The organism is Providencia sp. PROV261 (genome assembly GCF_028477945.1).
GTDB lineage: Bacteria > Pseudomonadota > Gammaproteobacteria > Enterobacterales > Enterobacteriaceae > Providencia > Providencia stuartii.
This window is the reverse complement of record NZ_JAMPMC010000014.1, coordinates 119969-137965: the sequence shown is the minus strand read 5'-3', so window position 1 is coordinate 137965 and position 17997 is coordinate 119969. Positions and strand designations below refer to the sequence as shown.

Sequence of the window (17997 nt, the reverse complement as noted above, 5' to 3'; positions counted from 1 at the left end):
AAATATAGAGTAACTAATCAGTAACTCTTTGAATTATAAATGGCGGTATAGAATTCTAATTAACAAGTTGATAAACAATACAATGTGTACGATTTATCACATCAGGCAAGATTAAAAATCAAAAAACAGAAAAAATCGCCAATAACTGGCTACAAGTAAAACTTTTATAGGGAAAAAAGGCAATAGCAAACCTAAAAACAAGAATAAATCTCTAAAGTATTTTTTATAACTAGTGATTACTGTCAGTAAAATAAGAATATGCGCTATATGATTTGAACAAAAAACAACCAATTAAACCATTATTTATCTTATCTTTTAAATCGATTATGGTTTTGCAAAGCGAAATATAGGTTTTTTAGAAAACAGAAATTTTTAATAACCCATCACAAATATAGAGAGATTCATTTTTTAAATAAGAAGGAGCGACATATCTGGCGGTGATAATGATATGTTGGATTGGGTCGATAAGAACGGCTGTTTACCGCTCTCATCGAGGTATGTCACGTCTTTAATGAAGTGTTTTAGCTGTTTTTTTGTCTGATACGATCAATACAGGAGGCAGGGTAAAAGAGAATTCGCTCCCCTTGCCTAACTGACTGGTTATCATTAATTGGCTATTATGATGCTGCAAAGCGTGTTTGACGATCGCTAAACCAAGCCCCGTTCCTCCCCCTGTTTGGCGAGACCTCGCCTTATCAACACGGTAGAAACGTTCAGTTAAACGTGGAATATGCTCTGGGGGGATCCCCAACCCATTATCAGCAACGCCAAAACGTGCCCCATTATGTGTTTTCTGCCAACTGACTTGGATCGTTGTCCCTTCCGGTGTATGCATAATGGCATTATAGACCAAGTTAGCCACCGCACTACGAAGCTGCTCTTCATTACCGTAAACATACAGCTTTTCATCAACCATAAATTTAAACTGTTGCCGCCCTTGGCTTAAACTCATCGCTTCCTGTTCAATCATTTTTAAAATTACAGGAATATTTACCTGCTCATCTAAATTAATATGAGGCGCCACTTCAATGCGAGATAACTGTAACAGTTGTTTAATCAAATTATCCATTCGATGCGCCTGCTCTTGCATTACCGTTAACGCTTTTTTGTTGGCAGCTGAGGCATTTTCTTGATCATCTAATACTTCAAGATAACCTTGGATCACCGTTAGTGGTGTGCGTAGTTCATGGCTGACATTCGCAAAAAAGTCTCTACGTGCTTTTTCTAATCGGCGCTTTTCCGTGACATCCCTCGCAACCATTAATAGCTGACCTTCGGTATAAGGTAAGACACGGAATTCAACAATAGCGCCACTGTTTAGCTCTATCGTTAACGCTTGTTCATAGTTTTGTAATGTAAAATAACGGCTGAAATCTGGATAGCGTAATAAATTAAAAATCGGTTGCCCGCTATCTTCCGGCCAGCGAAAACCTAATAAATGTTGAGCATGGCGATTACACCAGAAAATATTCCCTTCAAGAGTCATCATTACGACGGCATCAGGGAGAGATTCTGCGCCACTGCGAAAGCGTTTGATCAACTGCCCTAATTCACGCCGACGTTTTCGGTTTCGCTGCTGAAGCTGATAGATCCCATAAAAGATTGGCTCCCAGCCGCCTTTACCATCAGGGGGCAGCATGCTCCGATCAAGCCATAACCAATATGACAACTTCATCAAGTTATAACTGTGCCAAATCAGCGCTGCGGTCAATGAGATGACTAAAAGCCATGCAAGATGGCCGATAAAAATCGATAAGATTAATGCAGGTAAGATGAATAAAAACAGCCCCCAAATTAGCTGTTTCCATGATAGGCGTTCAAGCACTGGTATCTCCTGTTATTGATCAGTAACGCACTGAGAAGCGATAACCAGTACCACGCACTGTTTGAACCATTTTATCATGCCCTTCAGCCTCCAAGGCTTTTCTGAGGCGGCGGATATGCACGTCAACCGTTCTATCTTCAACATACACATTCGCTCCCCATACATAATTGAGTAACTGCTCGCGGCTATATACTCGTTCAGGGTGAGTCATAAAGAAATGCAGCAGCTTATACTCCGTCGGCCCCATATCAATAGGAGTGTCATTACTGCTGACCCGATGAGACGTTGGGTCTAGTGTTAACCCGTTCATTTCAATAATATCTTCTGTTGCCATCGGGGAAATACGGCGTAGAATGGCTTTCACACGAGCGACGAGCTCTTTGGGTGAAAACGGCTTTATTAGGTAATCATCCGCCCCCACTTCCAATCCTTTTACGCGGTCCTCCTCCTCCCCTCTTGCGGTTAACATCATCACAGGAATATCGCGCGTATCACTGTCACGCTTCATGTGTTTAATCACTTGAATGCCTGAACCACCAGGGATCATCCAGTCTAATAAAACAAGGTCGGGTAATGGATCAACTAACTGCGCGATGGCGGAATCATAATCATCAGCTTCAATCGACTGAAAACCATTCTGCTCTAATACAAAACAAACCATTTCTCGGATGGGCGCTTCATCTTCAACCACTAGAATGCGTCTTGCCATGATTAATCCTGTAAATAAGAAGAGATCATTAAAAGTGAAAGCATTATGCGTCACTTTTATGACAGAATTATGAATACCGTCATCAAATAACAATAATCCTTTCTATATTAGCGGTAAATTGTCATTTAAGTGAAACATTCTCGTCATACTTTACATTGTCGCGCCTGCTGCTTCGCCTATCGTTATCACATTGAATTGTCTGCTTGTTCAGAGATCCCCTTAAAGGGTCATGATAGGGTATACTGAGCATAGTATACATATAAAGCCGTAGGAAGGGGCCTTCATGCGTATTATCCATACCTCTGACTGGCACCTTGGCCAGTATTTTTTCACTAAAAGCCGCGCAGCCGAACATCAACAGTTTTTAACTTGGCTTATTGAGCAGGTCAAACTTCATCAAGTTGATGCCATGATTGTTGCGGGAGATATTTTTGATACCGGCTCCCCCCCAAGTTATGCCCGTGAGCTTTATAATCAATTTGTCGTCTCGCTGCAGCAAACAGGCTGCCAATTGGTGATCCTAAGTGGTAACCATGACTCTGTTTCCGTCTTAAATGAAACCAGTTCACTGCTTGCCTATTTGAATACGGATGTCGTCACTTCAGGAGCAACGCCCCATGTGATCACATTAAAGAATGCACAAGGGCAACCCGGAGCACTGTTGTGTGCGATCCCTTTTCTACGCCCTAGAGATATTCAATTAAGTGTTGCAGGACAGAGCAGTGAAGAGAAGCAGCTATCATTACAAACAGCCATTCGTGACTATTACCAAGCTAGCTATCAGCTTGCCGAGCAGCAGCGGCAAACTATGGGGTTAGATATCCCAATTATCGCAACGGGGCATTTAACGGTTGTCGGGGCTGAATTGACGGACTCTGTGCGTGATATCTATATTGGTACTTTAGACGCATTTCCCTCTGCCGCTTTCCCTCCGGCTGACTATATCGCCTTGGGGCACATTCATCGTCCGCAAGTTATTGGTCAACAGCAACATATTCGTTACTCTGGTTCACCGATTGCATTAAGCTTTGATGAAGCGAACCAACAAAAAAGTGTTTGCTTAGTGGAGTTTGATGGCCGCGAACTGTCGCAGATCCACCAACTTGCGATCCCAACTTTTCAACCTTTGCAAACACTAAAAGGGTCACTTGCAGACATTCAAAAGCAGTTACATGCACTCTCTATCGAGCCAGATACGCCCCCAGTTTGGTTAGATATCGAAGTCGCTTCACAGGACTATCTTGCTGATATCCAACAACGTATCGAAAATATTATCAAAGACTTACCCGTTGAAGTTGTATTGTTACGCCGTGCACGTAAACCACAAAACCCCCAACAAGCTCTCGCTAATGAAACCTTAAATGAGCTTACCGCCGAAGAGGTATTTTTGCGTCGTTTAGCGGAAGAGTCGCTAGATGATAAAGAAAAAGAGCAGCGCTTATTAGTACTCTTTAGGCAATCTTATGACGCTTTGCGTGCTGAGTTAGAGGGAAATTCATGAAAATCTTAAGTCTACGCCTAAAAAATATTAACTCTCTAAAAGGCGAATGGAAAATTGACTTCACCCAAGAGCCGTTTGCTAGCCAAGGATTGTTTGCGATCACAGGCCCTACTGGGGCGGGTAAAACCACCTTACTAGATGCTATTTGTCTCGCACTCTATCACCAAACACCTCGTTTAAGTACACTATCCGTTAAACAAAATGAGCTTATGACACGCCATACTGGCGAGTGCTTGGCTGAAGTGGAATTTGAGGTCAAAGGTATCGCTTACCGCGCATTTTGGAGCCAACGACGAGCCAGCAACAAGCCAGAAGGAAAATTACAACCGCCAAAAGCCGAGCTAGCGACTGTCAGTGACGGCAAAATCATTGCGGAAAAAGTCAGTGACATACGAGAACAAATTGTTCAGATCACAGGGCTAGATTTCGGACGGTTTACAAAGTCTATTTTGCTTTCACAAGGGGATTTTGCCGCCTTTTTAAATGCGAGCGAAAAAGAGCGAGCCGATCTGTTAGAAGAGATCACCGGCACGGAAATTTATAGTCAAATATCCAGCTATATCTATCGCCAGCACAAACAGGTCAAAAATGATTTAGAGATTTTAAAAGCTCGAGCGCAAAGCATTCATTTGCTCACCGAAAGCGAACATCAAGCCCTCATCGAACAACAAACCGTATTAGCAGACCAAGAAAGGCAGCTTAATCAAAAACGAACGCGAAACCAACAAGCGTTGTATTGGCAGCAACGCCAACAACAGTTAACTGCCCGCTTACATCAGTTAGAGCTTGATCAACAGCAGGCTGAAAAGGCATATCAAGACGCTGAGCCTCAGTTTAAAAAACTCTCAGACAATCTGCCTGCTGAAAATTTGCGCCCTTTATGGCAGGATGTGGAACGCCAACAACAGGCATTAAATGAATTATTAGAGAAGCAACAGAGCCTTTCACAACAGTGTGAAAATAACACTCAACAACTTGCGCCTTTACAAGCACAACTTGCTCAAGTCCAACATGAGCATAGCCAGCACCAAAATTATGTTCAGCAGCAAACCGTGTTGATCGATACCCACGTTCGCCCATTAGATAATGCGATTCTTCATCTACACCAACAGATTAAAGAAATTTCAGAACAAAAAGAGCAATATCACACGGAATATCAATCGCAGCACAGCTTAATTACTCGAACCCAACATCAAGCTCATTTGGACCGTGAAGAGTTACAACAAATTGAACATTACCTACAGCAACATCCCCAAGATGCGGCTATTACCCAACAAATAGGTTTATGGCGGCAACAAGGTCAATTTATTGATGAATTGAGTCAAAAAGTACAAGCCTTAGAGCAAAAACAACAACTACTGCAACAAGAGCAGTCAGCATTAGTTAGCGAGCAACAACAGCAAATTGAGCAAAATGCCCAAACGCAGCACCAACTTGAACAGGATACTGCGGCATATCAACTCGTTGAAAGTCGCTATCTAGAGTGGCAAGAAAAACAAGATATTGAACAACTTAATCAATCAATAGAACAGCTACACACCAGATCACAACATGCCCAACTTTTACCTTTATTGTTATCTCAATGGCAAGAGCAGCAAAACCAATTAAAAATCAAACAACACCAGCAAGAGGAGCTAACCCAATCAATTTCTCAGGCTGAAAAGCAGCTCCAGCTAACTGAAACACAAATTACGCACCTTCAGCCTCATTTAACAGATTTGAATGCGCGGTTACGCTTAGAGCAGAAAATCGTCAGTTTAGAAAAGGAGCGCCAACAACTTATTGCGGGTGAGCCTTGCCCACTTTGTGGCTCTACCGAACACCCTGCAATTGAACAATATCAATCTGTAGAGCCAACGCAAACTGAACAGCGCTTAATCGCATTAACCAAACAGTTAGAAGAGCTTAAGCAAACGCAAGTCACTCAACAGTCGCTACTGCAAAGAGAAATGCAGCGCCAAGCAGAAAATCAACAGGCACAACAGCAGCTTATAGCTCAAGAGCGTCAGCTGCGAACACAATGGATGACCGCGTGCCAGAAAGCTCTCGCCCCTGAACTGACCACGACTCATGCTGCCGTAGAGCAGTTGCTCACGGATATCCAAAAACAGTTATCAGAGAAACAGCAGTCATTACAGGCGTTCACCGCCCTCGAACGTGAATATCAACAACTTAAACACCGATTACATGAGCAGCAGTCATTAAATAAACAGCAACAATCCTCGCTCGCCTTGCTTACTGAACGAATTAAGCATCAGCACCAACTTATTGATGAAACACAAAAAGAGCATGTCGTACACCAACAGCGCCATAATCAGCAGCAGCAACAGCTCCACGAGGCTTTGGCTGAATTTAGGTTGCCTGAAAGCGAAAGTTTTGAACAGTGGTTTACGTTACTAGAGCAGCGTGGTCAGCTATATGCTGCGAAAAAACAAAGTGCGCAAGATATTAGCCAAAAAATAGCGGTCGCTGAGGCGACGTTGCAAGTTGAGTTAGCTCAACAAACCCATTTAAGTAAACGGCTAGAAAATACGCAACAGCAATTGCAACAGTTACAACAACAGGTTGAACAAAAACAGGCGGCACGGCAGCTATTACTTGATGGGCAATCTATTTCACAATTTATGGGTCAATTGCAAGATCAGCAAAACAAACTGGCTCATCAGCAACAACAACTTAATGAGCAGGTCACGCATCATGAAAAACACTTAGCTTCTCTAAAAGGCAGCCTTAACGAGGTCATCACGACGATAGAAAAGACACGATATCAGTTAACCACAGCACAGCAGCGCTTCGAGCATGCCCTTTCGACTAGCCCATTTGCAACACAGCAAGCATTCTTAGCCGCACTATTATCGCCGGATGAAAAGCTGCAACTTGAACAATTGCAACAACGATTACTCCAGTCACGTTTACAAGCGCAAACCCGTTATAAAGAAGGTGAGCGCGCACGACAAGAACATTTGGCCCAAAAGCCCGATGATCATATTGAGGTAAGCTTGGAGGAGTGGCAGCAAGCAATTACTCAGCTTGATGAGGAGATTAAAAATCTCAATAAACAACAGGGGCAGATCTTCAGCCAACTCGAAGCAGACAAACAACAACGTCACCAACAACGTGGCTTATTACAAGAAATCGAGCAGAGCCAATCCCACTATGAAGATTGGGGATATCTCTGCGAACTGATTGGCTCAGCGGAAGGAGATAAATTCCGCCGTTACGCGCAAGGGTTAACCTTTGATTGCCTCATTTCTCTCGCTAATCTGCGCTTGGATAAGCTACATGGTCGCTATTTGCTAAAACGTAATCATAATGCGGATCTGGAATTACAAGTGATTGATGGCTGGCAGGCCGATACTATCAGGGATATTAAAACCCTCTCTGGCGGAGAAAGTTTCTTAGTCAGCCTAGCGCTTGCTCTCGCATTATCGGATATGGTGAGTAACAAAACTCAACTCGAGTCTTTATTTCTCGACGAAGGCTTTGGCACACTCGACCCTGAAACATTAGATATTGCCTTAGATGCGTTAGAAAGCCTGAATGCATCCGGAAAAACGATTGGGGTAATTAGCCATGTTGAAGCGATGAAAGAGCGAATTTCTGTACAGATCCCCGTGAAAAAGACCAACGGTTTTGGCTTTAGTGAATTACCTAGCCGATATCGTATCCGTTAAAATATAAATGGCGCTTTATCATAGGAACAAGGCATTCCTAGATAAAAGCGCCTTACCACATCAATCAAAAATTTCTTTCAATTTTCTATCATGAAGGGCTGATAGATGCTCCCCAATGCAATCATAAAAAATAACAATTTGTATTTAATTGATTTTAATAAAAAACAATTAAATTGACTCAGCCGAAAAATTTGAACCTTACCGTTAATTTTTTTTTCTATGATTTTCCCTTCACAGCGCTATAGTAATACTTAACAAATAGCTAGGAGACTCACATGTCAAACGCATTTATTGAAATGATTAAAAATCGTCGCACTATTTATAACCTCGGCGATGCATTACCAGTTTCTGAAGAGCATGTTACAAAATTAATTAAAGAAGCAGTAAAACATTCACCTTCTTCTTTTAACTCACAAACATCACGTGTTGTGATCTTATTTGGCGCAGAGCATAAAAAACTGTGGAACATCACCAAAGAAACATTGCGTGCCATCGTGCCAGAACAGGCATTTGCAGCTACTGAACAAAAAATTGATAGCTTCGCTGCGGGTGCTGGCTCTATCTTATTTTTCGAAGATATGGCGGTCGTGAAAGGCTTACAAGAGCAATTTCCACTTTATGCCGACAATTTCCCAATCTGGTCAGAACAAGCCAGCGGTATCGCACAATTTGCGGTATGGACAGCCTTAGCGCAAGAAAACGTCGGGGCATCACTGCAACACTATAATCCACTCATTGATACTCAGGTACAAAAAGAGTGGGGAACACCTGATAATTGGGTACTACGTGCTCAAATGGTATTTGGGTCAATTAATGCTCCTGCGGGTGATAAAGACTTTATGGATGATGAAATTCGTTTCAAAATCTTTAAATAATCAGAATAAAATTCGAATAAAAAGCCCTTGTTGATTAAAACAAGGGCAAATCACCTGCCAAATAATGTGATATATCACTTTTCAATACCAGCCAACACCAAGGGATCCGATTATTATTGATATGCAATATCAATTAGTTATTCCACAACCCATGCTATCAAACGCTAATCCTTTAGAATATAAAATCAATTAATAGCAATCTAATAAAATTTCATATTGATAATCTCTATTAGATACCGACTTATTGTCGGTATCTATCTATTTTTAGCTATCTTTTTAGAATATTACACTAAATAAATTCGTTTAAATTTCATACTGTTACAAAATAAACTAAATAAAATCGATATTTTATTAGCATAAATCATATTTTTTACTCGTATTTGAACTAAACTAGTCAGTGAGAATTTTGTAACGCGCTACTCGTGTTATTTAACTAGCGCTAGTTCAACTAGGAGGTAGAAGCAATGAAATGTTTATCCTCAATTGTAACAGTGACTGCTTTACTCATTTCCAGTTTTACTTTTACCCATGCTGCAACCAATCGAATCGGAGGTGGAACCATTACTTTTATTGGCTATGTCTATGAGCCACAATGCGCAGTTAAAGTATCCAGTAGCGAACAAATTGATCTTGAATGTTTCCGCAATGGTAAAAATATCACCAAAACCAGTTCACTTAAAAATGCCAAAAAACTCAGTTCTGATTTTGTAAAAGTCGAATATAATCAATTCAACAATAAACCCACTCTAAATGTGACCTACGATTAATGCTCTTTATTTATTAAAAGAGTTAGCGAAATCTTGCTAACTCTTTCAACGATACTAAATTAACTAAGCTTTTATTTGATAGTTAAATTTAATTAGTATTTAACGTTATGGTCATTTTACTGTTTGCTTTACCTGGTTTAATTGGCTCAGTTCCATAACGAACATAGCGTGCTGTAAAGTTTAATAGCAGCTCATGTGTTGCAGCGCCTGTCGTTGGCACAGAAACGCTAGTCCAATTATTTGCTGTAGGAATTGGTGAATCAATTGCTCCTAAACGAAGTAGTTTATTTCTCTGCCCCGATGAATTTAATATTTCTATCGCGACCCCTTTTGCTGTCGAGCCTAAATTAGGATCTAATAATAAATAGTCAACCTCATTCATAGCCCTATTTTCTTCACCAGGTGCAAAACCATAACTAATTTTAGCCCCTTTCTGACATTCTAATGTGAAAGAAAAAGGAGTAGGAGTTGATGGAATATCATTTGATGAATGGCTACCTAAATAAACGGTTGATGTCGACGATTTCAAACCACAAGTTGTAACCTGACGTCCCCCGACTGGACGCTGACGTATTTTAAAAAAAGTGTAGCCTGCGGGTTCATAGTTATTATTTATCGTATTATTGATCCCAGGGCCTTTGAACCCAACAACCCCTCTATTAACGACCCCAACGGTACCTAACGAGTTACCACTGACATTTTGCTGAGAGCGAACCTGTTCAATAGAGAGACCCGAAAAATGTTTCAGCTTAATATTAATTTTTTGTGGGTTATCAGGATCTATGTCATATGCCATAGGCTTCGCATTCACCACATTATCAAATTGATATGAAGCATCTCTATTCATACCTAGAAATAGTTCAAAAGCCATTCCTTGAATATTCGTTCCCCAATATTTTATATTGTCATACGTAAACGCGGGAGCGGCGTTATCGAAAATATAAGTTTTAGGTAAATAGTATATTTCAAAAATAGAGGATGCATCAGCGATATCACATTTAAAAACGACACGATCTGGCGGAGCGCCCATTAATGATGCCATTTGAGTGCTCGTTATAGAATCAAAAGCAATTCTTGTTCCAGCAGGCTGAAATTGTAACCCATATATACTGACGTCAACCTTAGAGCCAATACTCACTTGTGTTCCAGGTATCCCACCATTTTGGATAATACAAGTGGAATTTGCTGTTCCAGCGAAAAATAAAATCATAAAACCAATTGATGTTATGGCTCGTTTAGATATAAACATAACGCCCCCAAAATACTTGTTAACGAATAAGTCTTCTTTAAAAACTTATGGGTAAATTAATAAAAAATATAATGATTAATAAGCCCAACACTGAATAGTTAATCTTTAAAAGATACTAATTTTCATATTTTAGAAAAGTATCGAAACTTATTAACCCTAAAAACCGTAAATTAAATAAGGCACAGTAGCACTTTAAGAAATCATTTCTTCTTAAACAACATACAACCTTAATAAAAATAACAAACAGATTCAGAAATAGAACTATTACTTGAGATGTTATAATCAAACTTACAACGTTGATGACTACCTTCACCCCATTTAACAATAACTGTTCCTTGTTCAGATTGAGAATTAAAATGTACTAAGCCACCTTGCCCAACTAAACCAATCTTATTATTATTTTCATCATAAATATCGGCACCAAACGGCACTGCTTTTTTATCTTGTAAAATAATACGATAAGTAATGTTGTTACCTTTTTGTGTATTAAATTTCACTAATACCGCAGACCCTGCATAAGGTGCTATCTTGGCTAAGTTATTATCTAATTCAACATCTGTATCCATATTTTCTGTATTAAGATACAGTGTATTATATTGATAAGGTACTAATGAAGGTACAACGGCTTTTCCGCTATCATTAATAACAATATTACTCCATGAGGCTACTGATGCACCTTCCGCTTCATTAGCTTCCACAATCGCAAAAGTATCACTTAAATAACGAGACGGAATAACGCCACCTTGATAAGCCACTAATGCACCACTTGCTCCCACCGATAATGACTTGTAATTATTACCTTGTGAATAACCCGCGTTTACAGAAGCCGAAGAGAAATCTTTCTGAATATTTCCAGAGAAGCTACTGTTTGAGTTACCAATATCACTCGCTGTCGCGTTCCAAGAAATAGAATTATCTTCACCGAAAGAGCTACTAATTGTCGTATTATTTGACCAACGATGATCTGAATCAGAACGTGTTATGGAGCTACTTAATAACGTATTCTGTTCTGGATACCAAAGTGAGAATGGTACAGAGACGTTAAACATATAGTTATTATCTCCACCCTGATCGCCATTTCGATACATTTTTATATAGGTAAAGCTATAACCAATACCTTTAAAGTTATTCATATAGCCAGCTTGCAATTGCTTAGTATCTGGCAAATTATCACGCCAAGTTTGCAATGAACCACTGACATACACAGTACCATAATCCGCTAAATTTTGGTTAACCGTTAATACATATTGGGAACGTCTTGGGTTAATGCTTTCGCCATTAAACAAATAACTATCACGATAAGAACTTGCTTCATATAAGCTTAAATAGTTCTGCGATTCATAACGGTAACCAGCTAACGCAATATTTGTACCAGTGGCATTAATGTCTTTATTCCACGTGACTCGCGCACGAGCACCGTTATAAGTACGTTTATTGTCTAATTCAGCTTTTGAGCTTGCCATATCAAAGCTAAATGCACCGACTTGTGTATTAACCGCAAAACCTAATAACCCAGATTGGTATTTATTGGAGTACTGCACCCCTGCAAATGGCGTTAGAATATTACTTAAACCATATTTTATTGTTGATTGAGCAAAAATATCGGAAGAAGTATGATCACCCCGTAACTTACCACTCACAATGCTATAATCAATCTGACCCGGCCTTAATAAACCTGGTACCGTTGAGAATGGCACGACAAACGTGGAAACACTGCCATTTGCTTCAGTCACTTCAACAGTTAAATCACCGCCATAACCTGTTGCATAAAGGTCATTGATCGTAAATTCACCGGGAGAGACATTCGTTTCGTATATTACAAAACCATTTTGTATTATTCTTACCCGAGCATTACTATTTGCAACCCCCCTAACTGTTGGCGCAAACCCTTGCATTGATTGTGGACGCATTCGGTTATCAGTCGCTAATTCAGCACCGGTATACGAAAAGCTATCAAATAGGCTTCCATCGGTAAAAGATTGCCCAACCGTTAATTCACTTTTTATTTGTGGAATAGCTCTCTGAACATACGTTCTGATGCTTTCATGATGAAATTTATCATCTTCATTGTATTGCAAATTAGATTGATGGCGAATTCTAAACAAGCCTAAATTAAGCCCAGCCGATATATTTCCGTAAGCAGAATGTTCGTCCTTACCATGACTACGAGTACTATACCCATTAAGGTTATAGTTCATAAAAAAAGCAGGAACCCCTTCATTAAGAGCACTGATTGGTACAGAGCCGCGTGCTGAATACTCCACCATTGCTTGAGGAATTAAAATATCTAATCGTAATATATCTTGCTTTAAATTAACTTGAACATCTTTTGATAATGATTTTAAGTCTTCACATTCACCATTAGACTCTATTAGCCCTAAATATTCTGGTTTTATGTTAAACCCATCAACATCTTCTTTGGTTAAACAAGGAACAACACGTCCCTGTTCATTTTCATAAAATCTAATCTCTTTATTATAAAGAAATTCATTATTTAAATATAAATCGACATACCAATTACCTGGAGTAATTTGGTCTTCTGTTAATTTATCTATTGATATATCTTTAGCATTACCTAATAAGAACCCCTCATTGTAAGAGTATTTCTTTTCATTTTGGTTTTCTTCTACCGCTAATGCAAATCTACCATACCCTAAAGACAAAGAAACAAGAACAAAAAGTAATTTTATTTTCATAGCAATACCATTTATTATAAATTAGACTCGTAGGAATCTAAGCCACCATAATCATTAATGACTGAGTAGCTAACTTTTTTTGCATTAATAAAATCATTGGGTATTGCTACACCTTTTCCTCTATTCAGATAAATATCAGAGAATGGCGCAACCATATTCCCTTCTAAGCTTAACTTTCTATTCCCTTCAGATAATGTAACATCCTGAAAAGTAATAAACCATGGCGAGTTATTTTTAACAAGCAACTCATTTCCTTTTGCCGTTTTCTTTATTGAGAAAGAAAGTTTTTCATTAACCTGTGCAGGCATTTTAATGTCTGTTGGTCGATAAAATAATTTCACTCTTGTTCGAATGGCAATTTGCATTGTATTCTTATTTTGAGAAGCAGTATCTTCATTCTCAGGTGGAATTTCTAACACGTTCAAATAAAAAATAGACTCTTTATCTTTTGGTAAAGAATCACCAAGATAAGTTAACCTTAAATTTTGACCTGCTCCAGCAGACATTTTAAATATCGGTGGTGTAATTGAAAATGGAGTTTTAATATTTTCAGGTAACTCATTAGGATCTCCATTATCTAGCCAAACTTGCACCAAAGCTGGCCATTTATTATCATTAACCAACTGTACTGTTTTACTTTTAGATTTTTCATTATATATAACACGAGTGCCATTAATAATAACGCTGGCATACATGGATGTTGATACAATGAATAATGAAATAAATAAAACGATTTTATTTATGATAGATAGCCTAGTTATCATAATGACCTAACCCTACTCTAAGTTGTAATAATTTAGTCTTTTATTGATCTGCCAGGGGAATGAATTCCCCCGGCAGAATTAACTTATTATGGATAAGTCAATGTATAGTTAACTTGTGCTGTAACAGCACCTGGAGCGGTTACTACATCTTTCGCATAATAGAATGCTTGGTATGCCAATGTAGCTGCACCATTAACGATTGGCTGGCTACCTGCTGGCGCGCCGTTTACTTTCGCAGCGTTACCAGCTTGGTCTGCTAAACCGATCTGTACGTTAGCAGGTGCAGTTGTTGGGATAAGATTACCAGTTACTGCATCACCACTTGTCAAACTTTCGAAGTTTGCTGCTACATCAACACCACTAACGCTACAGTTAGCCAGTTCGATAGTGAATGATGTATTACCTGCTGTTGCACCAGCAGAACTCAATGCAGTAGTCGATACTGTTGGCAGAGTGACTGTGAAGTCACCACCATTACCCGTAGTGACATCACAAGTTGTTGCAGTGATTTCACCGTTGAACGTAATAGTACCATCTGCCGCTAATGCTGATGCCGAAATTGACGATGCAATGAATAAAACTAAAAGTGATTTTTTCATATTTAACCTTTGTTAAGATAAAACAATTCCAATCCTTTATTATTAAAAATAAGGACAACTGACTACACATTTAAGTAAGAGCTAAATCCATTTAAGACAACATTCCAAAAACTAAATAACTAAAGTATTCGCGACAAATATATTTTTATCGTAAATAGTTTTGTCATAATCAGACAATAACACGACGATATCTACATTAAAGGCATTAGCAAATTTTGCTAATGATTCGACATCAATTCTATTAACTCCACGTTCAAATCTAGAAATTTGCTGTTGGCTTATTCCTGTTATTTTACCTAATGCTTCTCCACTCCAACCATTTTGCAATCTCAGTGACTTTATTCTTTGCCCAACAGACAATGAATATTTATATCTTTCATTTTCCATATGCGGGTACCTCTGAATTTATTATTCACACATTGATTCAGATTAGTTCTTGTCAAATATATTACGTATCCATAATTTAAAAACAAATAACACCACTCACGAAAGAGTAAAATATATTATGAAAATAAAAATAGAAACTAGAATTATCGGAAGTCAAACAACGCCAATAAAAACATAATGTTAATCAAATATCCCAAACCAGAATTAACATCTGATTTAGAAATCAACAAGCAATTAAAGAAGATAAAAAATCTACTTAATGTTGAAAAATCGACATTAACACCAAAAAAATCAATTTTATGTATTAATATATATCAACCTATTTGCATTTTTAGATTATCATCATTAATACTCGCAATTAGAGTAACTCATTTATATTAAAATTTAATCATAAATCAATCATCAATAATAGAAACTAGAAATAAAAAAGTGCCCCCTTTCACAATTTAAAATTGTGTAAAGTTACCTATTTAATTACATAACTAATATTTACATTACATTATCTTTGGATTTCATCTTGAAAAAGCGTCCTTTATAGAAAATCATTTTTTGAATGATATTATAAAAAATGAGTTCATCTTCTTTTTTTAGAAAAATTTCATATTAAAAAAATGAATATATTGAACAGCACTTTTTGTAATGAAAAAAAATTAATTAACATTAAAAATATATAAAAAAATTAATATTTCTCTTATTGTTTATTTCATTCTTAGATAGAAACACAAACACAATTAGACTAACCCTTTTGTTATATATCAGAATTGTATCTCCTATTTTCACCGCCTATTAATGATGTTTTTCAGCTTTTATCTTTAATAACGAGGTAGTGATTTTTATACCTTCAATAAAAAAAGCCCCATTATTATTAAAATGAAATTAACAATAACGAGGCTTTTAATGATCAAATTTTAATAATGGTACTAAATTCGATACTGCTTATTTCTCAGTTAAGTCTATTTGGTAAATAGCAAAACCAATATCATCAGTGCCTACCTGTTTTAATGGGTATTGGGCATTCTGCTGAATGAATTTCGCAGCTTTATCACTCTGAGAGGTTTCAAAACGAATATCGAGAGCCTTATCTGTTTTAATTGGCAAGAATGACCAATTATTATCAGCTCTACTGGTAACCTCACCGTGTTCTTTAGAAACTTTCGCAATATAAGAGGCCAATACGGCACGGTTTTCATCTGGGGAAGCAAACGCAATATGATTATCGCCCGTTCCGGCAAATTTACCGCCGTATGCTCGATAATTATTGGTTGCAACTAAGAAGGTAGCTTTCGGGTCTATTGGTTTCCCTTGATAAGTGACATGCTTAATTCTATTCGCCTGTTTATTGACTAGCTGGCAATCTACATCATATTTTGCAGGCTCAGTGAGGTCGATTTGATAATTTATCCCACTGATAGTGTCAAAATTATAAGTTCTAAAGCCATCCCAGTTAATTAAGCTTTGCGGTGATGTTGATTGAGGATCAATACGGTTAAACATACCCGCTGAACACTCCAGCCACTCGACCACTTCGGCACCTGTCGCTTTCACAACCACTAGTGTATTTGGATATAAATACAAATCAGCGGCATTGCGGAAGGTTAGATCTCCTTTTTCAACCTCAACAAATTCGTCAGGCGCATTTTTACGTCCACCTACTTTGAATGGAGCAGCTGCAGACAATACAGGCAAGTCAGCAAGGTCAGGGTCACCTTGAATATAATGTTTCGTATAATCAACTTGCGCATCATTCACTATCTGTACCGTTGGATCGCTTTGAACTAATGCCAAATAGCTGTACATATTATCGGAGGCTTTTCCGATCAATTTCCCAACAAACTGACGTGTATCGTTATGAGGTTTATCAATGATCTTCGCTAATTCATCATCACGCTCAACCAGCGCTTTTTTGTTGGCTTTATCATAAACGGGTCGAGCATGCGCATTCGCATCAACAACTTTCCAACTGCCGTCGTCATTATTGACGACTAAGTCGACGACACCAAGGTGATCCCCCCATTGGCCTGGCATCACCGCTGGGATCCCGTTAACGGTACCTTTGGTAATATCAACACCTTTAATATTGGCGAAATCTTTACTTGGAAATACCCCATGAGAGTGACCAAACATAATCGCATCTATTCCCGGTACCTCACTCAGATAATAAACAGAGTTTTCAGCCATTGCCTTATAGGGCTCTTGTGAAAAACCGGAGTGAGGGATTGCCACCACTAAATCAGCACCTTCTTTTTTCATTTGAGGCACAAATTTTTTGGCGGTTTCCGTAATATCGTTGACCGTCACTTTGCCACTAAGATTGGGTTTATCCCAAATCATAATTTGTGGGGGAACAAAACCAATATAACCAATTTTTAAGTTATGGGTTTTTCCATCACGATCTTTGACGGGAGTATCAACAATAATATAAGGAGTAAAATAGTTTTTACCCGTTTTAGCATCGATGATATTGGCGTTAACATAAGGGAATTTTGCCCCTGCAATTGCCTTTTGCAGATAATCTAAACCAAAATTAAATTCATGGTTACCAAAGTTACCTACAGTATAGCCCATTGTATTCATTAGACTATGAGCAGGATGTGACTCCCCTTCCTCAAGGCCTTTTGCTGCCATATAATCCGCTAAAGGACTGCCTTGAATTAAATCACCATTATCAACTAAGACGGCATTTGTCACTTCACCTTTAGCCGCCTTAATTAAACTTGCAGTACGCACCAATCCAAATTGATCCGTTGGTTTATCCTTAAAATAATCGAAATCAATCAAGTTGCTGTGTATGTCAGACGTTTCCATAACACGTAAATCAACTGTTGCGGCATTGGCATTGAATGCCACGAATAAAGCTAATGCTGATAATTTAAAAATAGTATTCACCGTAATTCCCCTTACGTTGATTTGTGCAAAATAACCCTTGCTTATATTCTCTGTAAAAATAGTAC

The 17997-nt window shown here is 38.4% G+C and carries 12 protein-coding genes; 4 read left to right on the top strand and 8 right to left on the bottom strand.

Features of this window, described 5'->3' with window-relative positions; translation table 11 throughout:
• Positions 1-508: 508 nt before the first annotated feature.
• Both phoR and phoB read right to left on the bottom strand, forming a co-directional pair.
• The gene (gene phoR / locus PR675_RS10240) at positions 509-1825 is read right to left on the bottom strand and encodes a phosphate regulon sensor histidine kinase PhoR (protein WP_004926950.1); all 1317 of its coding nucleotides are present in this window, start codon (positions 1823-1825) and stop codon (positions 509-511) included.
• A gap of 19 nt (positions 1826-1844) precedes the next feature.
• Positions 1845-2534, bottom strand: a complete 690-nt coding sequence (gene phoB / locus PR675_RS10235) for a phosphate regulon transcriptional regulator PhoB (RefSeq protein WP_014656785.1) — start codon at positions 2532-2534, stop codon at positions 1845-1847.
• A 283-nt stretch (positions 2535-2817) separates the two neighbouring features.
• On the opposite strand from phoB, the gene sbcD reads away from it, so the two are divergent.
• From sbcD to PR675_RS10215, 4 genes are all read left to right on the top strand, one after another.
• The gene (sbcD, locus tag PR675_RS10230) at positions 2818-4035 is read left to right on the top strand and encodes an exonuclease subunit SbcD (protein ID WP_060560964.1); all 1218 of its coding nucleotides are present in this window, start codon (positions 2818-2820) and stop codon (positions 4033-4035) included.
• Complete coding sequence (locus PR675_RS10225) at positions 4032-7709, top strand: AAA family ATPase (protein WP_060560963.1); 3678 nt, start codon at positions 4032-4034, stop codon at positions 7707-7709. Before sbcD ends, PR675_RS10225 begins: the two co-directional genes overlap by 4 nt.
• A gap of 275 nt (positions 7710-7984) precedes the next feature.
• Positions 7985-8584 carry a nitroreductase family protein gene (locus PR675_RS10220; protein ID WP_004926931.1) on the top strand — a complete coding sequence of 200 codons (600 nt, stop codon included), beginning with the start codon at positions 7985-7987 and terminating at the stop codon, positions 8582-8584.
• Positions 8585-9048: 464 nt separating this feature from the next.
• The gene (locus PR675_RS10215) at positions 9049-9351 is read left to right on the top strand and encodes a hypothetical protein (protein ID WP_004926928.1); all 303 of its coding nucleotides are present in this window, start codon (positions 9049-9051) and stop codon (positions 9349-9351) included.
• 88 nt (positions 9352-9439) lie between these two features.
• On the opposite strand, the gene PR675_RS10210 is transcribed toward PR675_RS10215, so the two are convergent.
• The 6 genes from PR675_RS10210 to PR675_RS10185 all read right to left on the bottom strand — a co-directional run bounded on the left by PR675_RS10210 (position 9440) and on the right by PR675_RS10185 (position 17932).
• Entirely contained in the window at positions 9440-10600 is a 1161-nt protein-coding gene (locus PR675_RS10210) for a fimbrial protein (RefSeq protein ID WP_004926924.1), read from the bottom strand.
• 227 nt (positions 10601-10827) lie between these two features.
• The gene (locus PR675_RS10205) at positions 10828-13296 is read right to left on the bottom strand and encodes a fimbria/pilus outer membrane usher protein (RefSeq protein WP_014656788.1); all 2469 of its coding nucleotides are present in this window, start codon (positions 13294-13296) and stop codon (positions 10828-10830) included.
• A 14-nt stretch (positions 13297-13310) separates the two neighbouring features.
• Positions 13311-14060 (bottom strand): fimbrial biogenesis chaperone, encoded by a 750-nt coding sequence (locus tag PR675_RS10200; protein ID WP_014656789.1) that lies wholly within the window; start codon positions 14058-14060, stop codon positions 13311-13313.
• A gap of 86 nt (positions 14061-14146) precedes the next feature.
• Positions 14147-14659: a fimbrial protein gene (locus PR675_RS10195; protein ID WP_004926913.1), complete on the bottom strand. Its 513-nt coding sequence runs from the start codon at positions 14657-14659 to the stop codon at positions 14147-14149.
• 111 nt (positions 14660-14770) lie between these two features.
• The gene (locus tag PR675_RS10190; RefSeq protein WP_004926910.1) at positions 14771-15046 is read right to left on the bottom strand and encodes a helix-turn-helix domain-containing protein; all 276 of its coding nucleotides are present in this window, start codon (positions 15044-15046) and stop codon (positions 14771-14773) included.
• A gap of 936 nt (positions 15047-15982) precedes the next feature.
• Positions 15983-17932, bottom strand: coding sequence for a bifunctional 2',3'-cyclic-nucleotide 2'-phosphodiesterase/3'-nucleotidase (locus PR675_RS10185; protein ID WP_014656790.1), 1950 nt, complete (start codon positions 17930-17932; stop codon positions 15983-15985).
• Between the last annotated feature and the right edge of the window lie 65 nt (positions 17933-17997).

Excerpts from the sequence above, each read along its gene's own strand:
- PR675_RS10205 (WP_014656788.1), bottom strand. The coding sequence starts at position 13,296 with ATGAAAATAAAATTACTTTTTGTTCTTGTTTCTTTGTCTTTAGGGTAT.
- PR675_RS10215 (WP_004926928.1), top strand. The coding sequence starts at position 9,049 with ATGAAATGTTTATCCTCAATTGTAACAGTGACTGCTTTACTCATTTCC.
- PR675_RS10195 (WP_004926913.1), bottom strand. The coding sequence starts at position 14,659 with ATGAAAAAATCACTTTTAGTTTTATTCATTGCATCGTCAATTTCGGCA.
- PR675_RS10200 (WP_014656789.1), bottom strand. The coding sequence starts at position 14,060 with ATGATAACTAGGCTATCTATCATAAATAAAATCGTTTTATTTATTTCA.
- sbcD (WP_060560964.1), top strand. The coding sequence starts at position 2,818 with ATGCGTATTATCCATACCTCTGACTGGCACCTTGGCCAGTATTTTTTC.
- PR675_RS10220 (WP_004926931.1), top strand. The coding sequence starts at position 7,985 with ATGTCAAACGCATTTATTGAAATGATTAAAAATCGTCGCACTATTTAT.
- PR675_RS10190 (WP_004926910.1), bottom strand. The coding sequence starts at position 15,046 with ATGGAAAATGAAAGATATAAATATTCATTGTCTGTTGGGCAAAGAATA.
- PR675_RS10210 (WP_004926924.1), bottom strand. The coding sequence starts at position 10,600 with ATGTTTATATCTAAACGAGCCATAACATCAATTGGTTTTATGATTTTA.
- phoB (WP_014656785.1), bottom strand. The coding sequence starts at position 2,534 with ATGGCAAGACGCATTCTAGTGGTTGAAGATGAAGCGCCCATCCGAGAA.
- PR675_RS10225 (WP_060560963.1), top strand. The coding sequence starts at position 4,032 with ATGAAAATCTTAAGTCTACGCCTAAAAAATATTAACTCTCTAAAAGGC.